Annotated in this window: 8 protein-coding genes; 5 read left to right on the top strand and 3 right to left on the bottom strand. The window is 48.0% G+C overall.

Annotated elements, in window-relative coordinates:
- Window positions 1–135: 135 nt before the first annotated feature.
- Window positions 136–1,509: a DNA repair protein RadA gene (radA, locus tag EKG39_RS10790; RefSeq protein ID WP_126505743.1), complete on the top strand. Its 1,374-nt coding sequence runs from the start codon at window positions 136–138 to the stop codon at window positions 1,507–1,509.
- A gap of 1,190 nt (window positions 1,510–2,699) precedes the next feature.
- On the opposite strand, the gene EKG39_RS10785 is transcribed toward radA, so the two are convergent.
- Entirely contained in the window at window positions 2,700–3,071 is a 372-nt protein-coding gene (locus EKG39_RS10785; protein ID WP_126505742.1) for a PilZ domain-containing protein, read from the bottom strand.
- A gap of 241 nt (window positions 3,072–3,312) precedes the next feature.
- On the opposite strand from EKG39_RS10785, the gene torR reads away from it, so the two are divergent.
- Window positions 3,313–4,023: a two-component system response regulator TorR gene (gene torR / locus EKG39_RS10780; RefSeq protein ID WP_126505839.1), complete on the top strand. Its 711-nt coding sequence runs from the start codon at window positions 3,313–3,315 to the stop codon at window positions 4,021–4,023.
- Window positions 4,024–4,142: 119 nt separating this feature from the next.
- Here the strand turns inward: torR and torT are convergent, their stop codons facing one another.
- Window positions 4,143–5,249 carry a TMAO reductase system periplasmic protein TorT gene (torT, locus tag EKG39_RS10775; protein WP_185817570.1) on the bottom strand — a complete coding sequence of 369 codons (1,107 nt, stop codon included), beginning with the start codon at window positions 5,247–5,249 and terminating at the stop codon, window positions 4,143–4,145.
- Window positions 5,250–5,482: 233 nt separating this feature from the next.
- On the opposite strand from torT, the gene torS reads away from it, so the two are divergent.
- Both torS and EKG39_RS10765 read left to right on the top strand, forming a co-directional pair.
- Entirely contained in the window at window positions 5,483–8,539 is a 3,057-nt protein-coding gene (gene torS, locus EKG39_RS10770) for a TMAO reductase system sensor histidine kinase/response regulator TorS (protein ID WP_126505741.1), read from the top strand.
- Between the two features lie 127 nt (window positions 8,540–8,666).
- Window positions 8,667–9,926 (top strand): DEAD/DEAH box helicase, encoded by a 1,260-nt coding sequence (locus EKG39_RS10765; RefSeq protein ID WP_126505740.1) that lies wholly within the window; start codon window positions 8,667–8,669, stop codon window positions 9,924–9,926.
- Window positions 9,927–10,135: 209 nt separating this feature from the next.
- On the opposite strand, the gene EKG39_RS10760 is transcribed toward EKG39_RS10765, so the two are convergent.
- On the bottom strand, window positions 10,136–11,749 hold the full coding sequence (locus EKG39_RS10760; RefSeq protein ID WP_126505739.1) for an ethylbenzene dehydrogenase-related protein: 1,614 nt from the start codon (window positions 11,747–11,749) through the stop codon (window positions 10,136–10,138).
- Window positions 11,750–12,136: 387 nt separating this feature from the next.
- On the opposite strand from EKG39_RS10760, the gene EKG39_RS10755 reads away from it, so the two are divergent.
- Complete coding sequence (locus EKG39_RS10755; protein ID WP_126505738.1) at window positions 12,137–12,388, top strand: DUF3624 domain-containing protein; 252 nt, start codon at window positions 12,137–12,139, stop codon at window positions 12,386–12,388.
- The last annotated feature ends 67 nt before the right edge of the window (window positions 12,389–12,455 follow it).

Raw genomic sequence — 12,455 nt, 5'->3', positions numbered from 1 at the left:
CTTTCGGCTTGTTGATTCCCACTTGAGTCCTGAGGAAATGGGCTGCAATGGAAAAGTCGCTTTCTCAAGCTGATATCTTAGGTCATAATCGGCCCTCGGTAATCGCTGATAATCTATCTTCCTAATAAAAGAGCTATGGCTAAAAATAAAACAGCATATGTGTGTAATGAATGTGGTCAGGACTTTCCCAGATGGCAAGGCCAGTGCAGTGCATGTCATGAATGGAATACCATCACCGAAGTTCGATTAGGTGCGGTTAAGTCTGCCGGCGCCTCAGTGTCGGGTTATGCCGGTGCCGTTGGTGGAGGCTCTAAGAAGCTAAATGAAGTTAAGGAAGTTGAAGCCGAAAAGATGCTAACAGGCATAGGCGAACTTGACCGGGTTCTGTGTGGCGGTTTAACTACCGGCTCGGTGAATATTATCTCCGGTGACCCTGGGGCGGGTAAGACCACCATATTATCCGATCTCGTCTCTCGCATGTCGCAGTTGATGCCTTCACTCTACTGTACTGCTGAGGAGTCGTTGTCACAGTTTAAAAACCGTGTGAATCGTCTTAAGTTAAACTGCAATGAAGATAACCTGTATCTGATGGCGGAAACGAGCGTCGAAGCCATTATTGCCGAACTCGAGGCGAAGCAGGTTAAGTTTGCTGTGATTGACTCGATTCAGGCGGTGGTGACCGACTTAGCCAATGGTAGCCCGGGCTCCCCCTCGCAAGTTAAAAGCAGCGCTCAGGCACTGACGCAATACTGCAAGCAGAATAACGTCACCATGTTCCTCGTGGCACATGTGAATAAAAATAATGAAACCGCCGGCCCACAGACCTTGATTCATATCGTCGACTGTCTTACCCACCTGGAGTGCAACGACGGTCAGGTGCGTACCCTCAGAGCCAATAAAAACCGTTTCGGAGATGTCGACACCGTCGGGATCTTCAAGATGACCGAACGCGGCATGCTCAGTGTCGATAACCCCAGTGAAATATTCCTCTCCGGCTCGACCACCCAGTCTCCGGGGGCGGCCATTACCTGTATTCGTAAAGGCAATCGTAACCTGCTGCTGGAAATCCAGTGCTTAACCACAGAAACTGAGGGTGAGTTCCCCCAGCGAGTCTGTGTCGGGTTAAATATGAACCGCATCAAGATGCTGACGGGGATCTTGCGTAAACACACCAAAACGAAGATTTTTCACGATACCTATTTCAACTTAGTCGGTGGCTTAAAAATCGATGAGTCAGAAACCTGTATTGATCTGGCGTTGGTCACCGCCCTGCTAAGCAGCCTAAATGATTTCGTTGTCCCAAGAACCACCTGCATCATGGGGGAGCTAAGCCTGAATGGCGATGTCCGCCCGATAGATAGCGGCGTGCCGCGGGTGAAAGAGGCGGTTCAACATGGATTTACCGAAGTATTTATTCCTTTCCGCAACTACCACAAGTCGATGGAAGGGTTAGGGGCTAAGATCAATCCGGTAAAGACTATCCATGAGTTGCTTGAGTTAATAAATTAACTCTATTAATTTTTTCAGGTTTCATTTGGCTGATTTGATGTTTGATCGCTTTGTGCAAACCATAGGCTCGTTTGACTCTATAGCCTGCGGCTCGCCGAATGTGCAAACACTTCTGTGACACGCCGCAAGCACAATCCCTGTGGGCTCTGCCGTGACATCCCTGTCACGGAAGGTCACAGCCGCGTTCGCACCTGAATGTTCTTCTCTTCGATTTAGGTTCTTAGTTACAGATTACGAGAAAATTCTACTTATGAACACCGTGGTTTTTCGGGGGGATTACCATGTCTACTAAGTGTGGGTAACTTGGAGCTTTTACACCTTCGTTAATGGGCAAAATATTGTTGGGTAAAATTTTGAGAAACGAAATACAACTAACAGTGCTTTATTCTTTATTAAACAGTTTGTTAAGTTGTATTATAAAGCATAGAAAAAACAAACTAACATTATACTGAATGGTATAGCTGTTAGTAGTTTGAATTTGAGTTTTACAGTGTTGCGTGCTTTAAATAATACATATAAGTACGACAACCAGACAATTGATGAGTACAAAAACATAACGCCTGCTACCAAAAGCCCTTCATTATGCCTAGGGTTGTTGGTGTCAAATGAACCATAAATACCCATAACGGAATAGAAGCACGGTATTAAAATCAACGCACTTAAAATGGTTAACCATATTTTGTGACTTAATACAGAATCTGAATCATCCATATGCAACTTCATAGCGTATTGGCGTGAATTCCGATAAACACCCCGCGGATTGTTATTCAATCGCAAGAGTGAAACTTATTCATAATTATTTTAGTAATTTATCAGTAGTACTTCTGTGTGGCAATGGCCATTTTGTCTGGAGAAACCGAGAGTTTATATAATCGAAGAGATAAATTACTAGGTGTAAGTGAGATCGAGGACTTCGATTTCAGGGCGAGGTATTACTAAGTGACACTTTCCGAGCGAGAGGTAGGGATATCGAAATGGCATTTAAACATGGACGTTGTTTGAAATCGCAGAGCGCCCAAGGATGACTCTTTTGAAATCAAGAGTCATCGTACCGAGAGATTGCTTACACGTAAGCTCACCGCAGGTGATAAATAGCCATGAAGGTTAAACCTTCAACCATCCACCCAATCTCAAAGAAACAGACTTAAATGTAAAACCACCTTCATTCGAAGGTGGCGGATGTTGATTGGTTAGTCTTTTCTATCGTGCACATCGATGAAGTGTTCCAGCTCCCTGTTAAGTAGGGCCGAGTCCCCCAGGTTCAGTTCCAGCATCCGGCGTAGATGGCTGATGCTGTCGACGTCGATATGGATGCAGCTTAATCCCAGTTGTCCCTTTTCCTTATAAGCGAGTTCGGCTTCCATGGTTAACTCGATATCTGAGTCGGGCAGGGAGAAGCTGAGGAACAGGGCTCCATTACCGATAGCGAAATCGGCGGGCTCTTCGACTAAGGCACCGTTCAGGCTTAAGTCATGAATTTTCGTGGTCCATATATTGATGCCCTGTGTAAGGCTGGCTTTAGTATCAAATAATATACGGGAAAACTGACGTCTCTCATCCATACGCTATCCTTAATCTGGTTGTCAGAAAAGATCTTGAAAAAATTTATACGCTTAGGCATAAGCATAAGCCAGTTTATAGTCAGAGTAAAAAATCTACGACTATAAATCTGCTTTCATTGATCTCAGCGCTAAAAATTGAACAATAAATGCCATTAAGCGGGAATATTTTACGCATTGCTTATATGCAAATATGAGAAAATGTGAATAATGTAGGGAGTGTTCAGAGGTGGGGTTAGTTACCGTGGCGTATAACGTACTGGTTGTTGATGATGAAGCTGTCATTCGCGCAAGATTGAAAGGTTATTTTGAGAAAGAGGGCTATCGGGTTCATGAGGCTCAAGATGGCGAACAGATGTGGAATGAGTTCAATCGTCAGCACATCGATCTGGTTATGTTAGATATCAATCTTCCCGGCGTCGACGGCTTGAGTCTGGCCAGAGAGTTACGCAGCCGCTCCGATGTCGGCATCATCCTGGTGACCGGGCGTGATGAAGCTATCGATAAGATCATTGGTCTCGAGATGGGTGCCGATGATTATGTGACTAAGCCCTTCGAACTGCGAGAGCTGCTCGTCAGGGTTAAGAATCTGCTTTGGCGGATGTCGTTAGTAAAGAAAGCGGAGAAAGCCGTGGTCGAGCAACTCGACCAGAAAGATGATGAGATTGCCTTCGATAATTATGTGCTCGAGCTTAACAGTCGTAAATTGCGCTATGGCGATGAATTGATAAAGCTGACTAAGGCCGAGTTTGAGTTGTTAGCGGCATTTGCCCTTCATCCACAGCAAGTGTTGTCTCGGGAGCGTTTAATGCAGCAGACGAGTCATCGCAATCAGGATGTGAATGACAGAACCATAGATGTGATCATCAGACGACTGAGAAACAAGCTCGATGCGGAGCTGTTTGTCACCGTACACGGCGAAGGGTACCTGTTCTCAGCCTCGGTGGATGGTTAAGCGTCAGCCATAAGTTGTAAGTTTTATGCTGTAAGTCGACTGCTTTTACTTACCACTTAAAACTTACGACTTATAACTTATGATTTTTTAGTTAACTCTGCCTTTAGTTAACTCTGCCTTTAGTTAACTCTGTAAATGGGATAAAACTCGGCGGGAGCCAGGCTGTCGCTTAAAATGTTATCGTTTAGCACATCTTTTTGTAGCATCTGAATGGCGGGGCCGATATCTCCAAACTCCCCAGCGCCTTCCAGTACCCTCACCATAATATCTATGGCCAGTTTTCCCTGCAGCACAACTAAATCATCGCTACTGAAGGCAACTTTATTTCTGAATAAACCACGCAGTACGGCGGGGGATAGATAGCTGCTGACCAGTTTTACCCGCTCCGCGACCTTTTTATGTTGTATTTCACCTATGGCGGCTTCGATAGCGACGGCGCTGCCTAAGATATAGTCTGGGGTTTGATCGTTAAGCAGGTGATGCAGTTGATCCCGGTAGAGATTACGGTTGTTATCCGCGTGGCGAATGGATGAAACTGTCACCAGACTATTCTCGAGGGCGGCCATGATCCCCTGTTCGACCCAATCACTGCCTCCCTGTTTTTCGGGACCGGTCAACAGGGCGAGGGTCGTTTTGGCTGGCTCCTCGCCATTACGCGTCTCAGAACGGGTATTTTCTACCTGATCTTTAATGAAGTGACCGGCATGCCAGCCCATCTGATACCAGCTGACGCCGACTCGGGTCTTAATTTTCGGGCTGTCGATTCGGTTAACCAGCGCGATGACAGGCTTAGTGATAGGGTCGTAGTAATAGGATAAAAGCTTAGGGTCGACACTGCCGAGTAAAATAGCGTCGTAGTCATGGCTCATGCAGTGAGATAGTTGGCTTAACTGCTTCTTTTTTCCATAATAACTCCCAGCCTCAAATAGCTCGAGTTTGATATTGAGCGCTTTAGCATGTTGAACTAAGCCGTAATCGATGCCAATCCAATAGGCATCTTTAAGATGAGGCACTAAGGCGCATATTTTCCATGGCTTTATGGTATTTTTAAGAGGATGATAATTCAGAGCTGAAGCGTGTTGAATTTTGGCATTATAGGGAGTGCGTTGCTCTAATGACCAGTTTAATGAGGACGGCGTGCTATGTACGTTCACCGTAAAAAAAAGCGGCAATAAACAGATTATAAATGAGTTTATTTTGCTCTGTAGGCACTGTTTCACAATCATGGACCTGCGTCATTTTGAGTTTTATATCTAAATAGCATTGTATCATTAAAACATTCAAGAAATATGAGTGAGTCATTTATCACCATCTGTATAAATTCGAGTTTGATATTTAAAGCATATTTGTATCATTAAAACATGGAAAAAATATGAGTGAGTCATTTATCACCATCTGTATTATTTCAAGTTTGATATTTAAAGCATATTTGTATCATTAAATCATAGAAGGAATATGAGTGAGTAATTTATCACTATCCAGAAAAAGTCTGGTCGGCCGCCTGATGTTGGCATTCTGCCTGCTGGGTTTCCTGTTATTGCTCTTAGTCTCTCTGGGCAGCCTGAGCCTCTACTGGGTTAAGTTAGCCGATAAATACCTCTATGATGAAGCGCTTCCGGCTTCTCAAGCCGCACGTTCACTGGTTCAATCTTCAAATGCATTGGCCGAAAATGCCACCGCTTTGGGTAGGGTAGAGGAAGAGCCACAGAGGCAGTTTATCGGGCGAACTCTGTCGATAAACAGTGCCAACATGCTGGGGGCGATAGCGAGTCTTAAGGTGCTTGAGGTGCAGAGTGCCCGTCGTTTAGAGTTATCTGCCGGCGAGATTATTCATGATATGTCCCAGTTAGGCCTGCAAGTGGGTAAACGCCTGGCCGTGGCCGGGCAGCTCTCCACCCAGGGGGAAGCATTGGCCAGGGCGGCAAGCCATAGTACGACATTACTGGAAGCCGAGTTGGCCGTGGTCGATTCTGCCATCCTGGCTAAATTGAGTCTGGCGTATCCCGAGGTTGCCGGGAATTCTAAGAGTGCTTATCTGCTCGATACCGTTATCGAACAAGACTTAGATATTCAAGAGCGACTCAATCGAGCCCTGAAACTGATCCATAATATTGCCTTGGTAGGCCAGCTACTTCAGTCTCCCGAGCAGGAGACCGGGCTGTTAAAAGTACTCAGCGGTATGTCGCAAATGCCGGCAATGAGCAGCTCATATCAGATCCAGCCTTTAGCTCCGTCATCGACTTCTCCAACGTCATCTCCAATGTTCAATATCGGTCCCAAAGTTGACTTGATGGCTCTGGAACTGCTCAAGGGCTTAATCAGGGACCCTGCCCGGGCACAGGAGCTCGATAAGGAGCTGGTTATATTGCGTCAGGTGTCTCAGGGACTGGCTGCACAAAAACAATACTCTCAGCTGCTAAAAGAGCAGGACAAACAACTACAGGCGCTGTCCGATAAATTGTATGGACTCAACGAGGCCGTCGACAATGCGATGGCTACACAGCAGCAACAAGCTGAACTTGCCCGAATCGATTATCTGCAGCAGCTGTCCTGGGCTAAGGCGGGTCTGTGGAGCACCGGAGTTCTTATGTTCCTGGTGATATTATTAGTCATCTACAAGGTGATATACAAAGGGATTGCACTGAGGTTAAACGAAGCCACCGAAGCCTTGTCCCGACTGAGTCTGGGGGATACCCAGGTGACGATTAATTCACATGGTGATGATGAGCTGACGGCGATGGCTAATGCGTTGAAGGCATTCAAACAGAAGACGGCCCATAACCAGAAGTTACAGGCTGAGTTGAGGGACAGTGCCGCCGAACTGACCGAACATAAGGCGGCGTTGGAAATCACCGTCGAGGCGCGAACTCAGGAGCTGGCGATAGCAAACAGACAGCTGGATGCCGAGGCCAAGGGTCATGCTCAGGCTCGAACGATGGCAGAGCAGGCCAACCAAGCCAAGTCGCTGTTTCTTGCCACCATGAGCCATGAAATTCGAACGCCGCTCAATGGATTATTGGGTACCCTGACCTTGCTCAGTCATTCAGACCTACCCATAGCTCAAAAGCAGATGTTAGCCCTGTCGCAATATAGCGGCACACTATTGCAAACGGTGTTAAACGATATCTTAGACTTCTCCCGCCTCGAACAAGGGAAGCTGACTAATGAATGCCGCCCGGTTGCCATTAACGATCTGCTCGATGAGGTCGTGGCGATCATGTTGGCCGGCGCCGGGTTAGCAGGGTTAAAGCTGATACTGGATAGCCCTCAACTGCCACAGTGTATCAGTATCGATGGCCCCAAGTTGAGGCAGGTTCTGTTTAACCTGCTGGGTAATGCCATCAAGTTTACCCCTGAGGGGGAGGTGCGTCTGAAAGTTTATATCGAGGGAGATCGGCTCTGTTTCGAGGTGATAGATACCGGGGTAGGGATCAGTCCTGATGCCAAAACCCAGCTGTTTAAGGCCTATAGTTCGCAACCTAATCTTGGGCGCTCAAGAGGAACCGGCTTAGGGCTGGCCATCAGTAAAGAGCTGGTGGAGTTGATGTGTCAGGCTGCTGAAGGGGATGCTGTAGTATCAGTACGTGAAGATGGTCACAGGTTTGATACGGGCGCTATGCTTTGGGTGGAAAGTGAAGTGGGTAAGGGCAGCTGCTTCGGCTTTAGCCTGCCTCTGCATGTATGCAAGCAAGCGGTCACTCCCTGCGATCAAGTATTGGACCAGGTGAGTAAGAAACAGGTTCTGGTCATCGAAGATAATAAAGTGAATGCCATGGTGGCGCAGGGGTTCCTGGCGCACTTAGGTCACGAGTCCACCCTTGCCAATAGCTGCGCTGAAGCGCGCGAGTTATACCGCGCGGATACGGCTAAAGGGTTTGATGCCATCATGCTGGATATTCAGTTGGGGGACGGATCCGGGGTAGAGCTGCTCGAAGAGTTGCAGCATATCAATAAACAGGCATCTCACCGGTTAGAGATTGCAGCATTTACGGCACAGATCCAGGCCGATGATATTGTCAGCTATCAGAGGGCCGGTTTCGATATCGTACTGGGTAAACCGCTGAATATGCAGTCGCTGGCCGCTTGGATAGGCGTCGCTAAAATCCAATCCTCTAAAGAGGCATCTTCACCTTCCCATGGCGGTACCGAGGGGGGAGGGCCTGATGTAAGCGCAAATGTCCACAAGAGTGCAAACATTCATAAGAGTGAGTCACTACTCGATCTGAGTCAGATACAGCAGGATATCGAATATCTCGGACTCGATGCGGTCACTGAGATGCTCGAGCTGTATAGAGAGTCCAGCCAGGTTCAAATACAGGCCTTAGGTGAGTATCCGACTCATACAGGAACGCTGCTACATGCGCTCAAGGGGAGCAGTGCGAGTATGGGCCTTACCGCCATGGCTGAGCTGTGCAAGGCGTTGGAGGGGGAGGTCTACGAGGTAAGTGAGCACCAACAAGTGTTGCAGTTGTATCGAGAGTCAATCGATGAGCTGGAGAAACAACTTACGCCATAACCTGATGAGGGGCTTGCCCCTCCTTTCACTTTTCAGTTAACGGCACGTAATATGAGATTCTCACCGATGAGGGAATTCTGTTAAACTGCCCGGCAATTATTTTGTCGTATTCCAGTGGTGTAGTGTCATGTCTTTTTCATCTATGGCTTTGAATCGAGAGCTTGTTACCCTCTTATCCGAGCTGGGCTATTCAGCGCCTACGCCGATACAGGCTCAAGCCATTCCGGTTATTTTAGCAGGACAAGACATTATGGCCGGCGCACAAACGGGAACCGGGAAAACCGCCGCATTTGCCTTGCCCATTTTGCAAAAGCTCAGTGACAGCCCCGTGGCCAGCGGCGGGACTGGTGAAACCGTGAATATGAAGCCTGTTCGGGCATTGGTGCTGACACCAACCAGAGAGCTCGCGCTGCAGGTCCATCAAAGTTTCACTAAGTACGGTAAAGGCGCAGGCTTAAATACCGCCATTGTCTACGGCGGTGTGAGTATCGATGCTCAAGCCGATGTCTTAAAAGCGGGTGTCGATATTCTGGTGGCGACGCCCGGCCGTCTCTTGGATCATCTCAGGCGCGGCTCGCTGACATTGAAACAGCTGGCATTTTTGGTATTCGATGAAGCCGATCGCATGTTGGATATGGGCTTTAAGGATGAAATTGATGCCATTTTAAAACAGGTACCCTCTAAAAGGCAGACCCTGCTGTTTTCCGCCACATTTGATCCAAGTGTATTTGCCCTGAGTAAACGTCTGCAGCAAGACCCTAAGCTGATTGAGGTGGATAAACGTAATACGCTAGCCGCTAAAGTGGAGCAGGTCGTTTATGCCGTCGATGCCGACAGGAAGAGTGAGCTTATCTGTCACCTGGTCAAGTCAAAGCAGTGGCAGCAAGTGTTGATATTCAGCCGCAAAAAGCAGGGCGCCGATAATATCGCCGCGAAGATGGTTAAGGGCGGCATTAAGGCGCAGGCGTTTCATGGGGACCTGTCGCAGGCGGCAAGAGAAAAAGTATTGCAGCAGTTTAAGCAAGAAGACATTCAGGTATTGGTCGCAACCGACGTTGCGGCGCGGGGACTCGATGTCGATGATCTGAAGGTGGTGGTGAATTATGAGCTGCCCTTTATCGCCGAAGACTATATTCACCGAATTGGCCGCACCGGTCGTGCGGGTAATTCAGGCCTTGCCGTCACCTTGTACAGTGAAGACGATGCATTGCTGCTCGAGGAAATTGAAGCACTGCTGGACTCAAGATTGCCCCAGCAATGGTTGCCGGGGTTTGAGCCCGATTTGACCAAAGCCGAGCCCGTTACCCGAAAGAACAGTAAAGCGGCGCAGAAACAGAGAGCCAAGCGAAGAGCGTCCGGTGGCAAGAAGCCAGGTTCGAGGCGTTAAATGGAACAGGTTTTGTGTGGGTTTATACAGGTTGCTAATAGCACATTCGATAATCTGTGAGGGGTAAAAAATCCCCCTGCGAAGCAAGAGGATTTTAATTTTATTCAGGCATTTTATCTGTCTACACTGGGCAGATGTTATACCTGTCCTATTACACAGATAATACCCTTTATGTTTTTACTTCAGTATGACTAATACTTAATCGATTACTAATCGACGGGAGTATCGGCCCAGACGCCACCACGCTGTCTGGTTAAGTTCTCCATCGAGCCCGCATCAAATAGTGGTGGCGGTGTCGGATCATTCGCTAGCACGTTATGACAATCGCTACATGCGGCGCCGGCCACAACGCTTCCTGCTCCACCATGAACCTGATCGACAGGGCTTCCCGTGACCGGATCGGTATAGATTAGACCTGCAGTAGCATTTGCACCATTTAAGAACTCTATACTATTGATTCCTGGTTGGAACAACCAGATACGTGTCGCTGGTATCGCACTCCAGTTTGGCAATGTATCCCGACCGGTACCCGCAAGAGATTGAGCAACGATTGCACCTGGAACGCCAAGGTCACCTAAGGTGATCTTCTGAGGGAAAGATACATAGTGATCCCGGGTGGTGTATTCCCAGAGGTGTACTTCGAAACCTGCATCGTAAGTGCCACCTGCTACCATGGCTATATCATCGGTAGCACTACCGGTATCAAGCGCTCGCTGCATCTGAACGTTCCATACTCCTAAATTGCCATCACCCGATTCAGGGGTGTAGCTTGTTCCGTATGCGGTGATATCCGCTCGGCTACCCGCACCGGCCCTTAGAATCCGTCTAGGTACAGTATCACCATCTACAGGAACGAAATCGCCGGAAACATCGGCATAAGGAACGGCAAGTGGATTAGGTGTAGTGTGTCCCAGCTGCGCAGCATCAGGCATGCTCATGTAATAGAAGGGCGTGGTCCAGAAATCGCTCCAGGCGAAAGTACGCTCTCCGAATGTGGTCGTAGGATCCAGCAGGTATTGTGGGTTGCCATCGACATCGAGGCCCTGGTTGAAGAATACACTTTGACCTCCGTCGCCTTTACGTCCACCGTTATCTGAACCATCGCCAGGAGCATTACCGCCACCGCCGCCGGGGAAGTCAGTGGTCTTGATCCACTGGTCGTCGGCCATGGCAATAGGGTTACTTCTGGCGCCACGCCAATGCCATAGATCGGCGGCTATATCACCTTCGGCGCCTGCATCGTCTGGTAAAATATACTTACCGTCGTGGCCGTTCGCCGATGTCCACTGAGGCATATGACGGCTGTCGTCATGACAGGTGAGGAAACAACCCTGTTCACCAAAGGCTCCCGCAGATTCCGCACGAGCTGGATCGCTAAGCATGATAGAGGTGCGTTGCTCATAGATGGTAGATAGCAGCCCCATGTCGCCCTGATCAACATCACCGTCTATCGTCGCCTGAGCATCACGCCTGTCACCACCCTCCTTCTGCCAGGCGGTGCCGTCATAGCGTAAATATTGATGGCGTTTACCTTCATTGCCTCGATAAGATAAGCGCCAGAAGAAGGTGTCACCGTTATAGGCCGCTTGTACGTCATATGCCATGATGGTGCCATGATCGCCATTATGTCCCTCTAAAGTTGGTAGAGGCAGAGTACTTCCGCCTACACCATCGGCTCCGTCGGCGCCATCCGTTCCATCGACGCCATCTGTTCCGGCGGGCCCGGCTGGACCCGCTGCTCCATCGGCACCGTCATCTCCACTACAACCGGCAAATAGAAATAACGAAGCGAATAGCCCGGAAATTAGAAACTTTTTGTTCATTTTGTCTCTCCTTAACAATCTGTTTTAATACGATTTATTTGCAATCGCGAAAGGTTTAGTTCTTGTTTATATTTTCTCCGGTTGGTTAACGTGTGAAATTAACAATGCTGTAACAGTAGACTATGGATTAGCAGTTAGTGTTATAAGGTGCATTCTACTTGTCCCTTCCTTGATAAAGATCAATTTATCTACTACTAAGGTGAGTGGTGGGGAGGGGAGTAGGTTTCTGGACCCATTTCAATTAACTTTTAATAAAGTGAATCACGTGTTGGATCTGTAAGAGATAAAGCGCTTTGTGCTTGTCTTATTACTGAGTATCATTGACCTGATTTGATAAATAGTTTGTTGATCAGTTTGATAAATAGTTTGATAAAGAATGAGGTTGAGATGGGGTGTCGTTTTTGCAACACATCTGTGTTTAAAGAGAAGATAGGTCGTTGTAAAACATGCATGTGGCAGCTCACCATACTCTCTTTGATAAGCTGGCCGCTATGGTTCTGCTTCTATTATGAGCAGCCCTTAGTCGTCGAGTCCATCGCCTTGCTGTTTTTCTGTGTGAGCTTCTCAGGCTTGCTGCTGTTGCACCTGCTGGTGTGGGGATATCGACATTTCATTTTGGGAGAGCGGGAGCTTAAATAACCCGGCACTCATTATCTAAGACTTGTTAACATCAGTTCAGGTTAAATAAAAAAAGCGCCGGGAGACC

The sequence above is a fragment of the Shewanella atlantica genome (assembly GCF_003966265.1).
GTDB lineage: Bacteria > Pseudomonadota > Gammaproteobacteria > Enterobacterales > Shewanellaceae > Shewanella > Shewanella atlantica.
This window is presented reverse-complemented; position numbering and strand designations above follow the sequence as displayed.

Excerpts from the sequence above, each read along its gene's own strand:
- radA (WP_126505743.1), top strand. The coding sequence starts at position 136 with ATGGCTAAAAATAAAACAGCATATGTGTGTAATGAATGTGGTCAGGAC.
- EKG39_RS10785 (WP_126505742.1), bottom strand. The coding sequence starts at position 3,071 with ATGGATGAGAGACGTCAGTTTTCCCGTATATTATTTGATACTAAAGCC.
- torT (WP_185817570.1), bottom strand. The coding sequence starts at position 5,249 with ATGATTGTGAAACAGTGCCTACAGAGCAAAATAAACTCATTTATAATC.
- EKG39_RS10765 (WP_126505740.1), top strand. The coding sequence starts at position 8,667 with ATGTCTTTTTCATCTATGGCTTTGAATCGAGAGCTTGTTACCCTCTTA.
- EKG39_RS10760 (WP_126505739.1), bottom strand. The coding sequence starts at position 11,749 with ATGAACAAAAAGTTTCTAATTTCCGGGCTATTCGCTTCGTTATTTCTA.
- EKG39_RS10755 (WP_126505738.1), top strand. The coding sequence starts at position 12,137 with ATGGGGTGTCGTTTTTGCAACACATCTGTGTTTAAAGAGAAGATAGGT.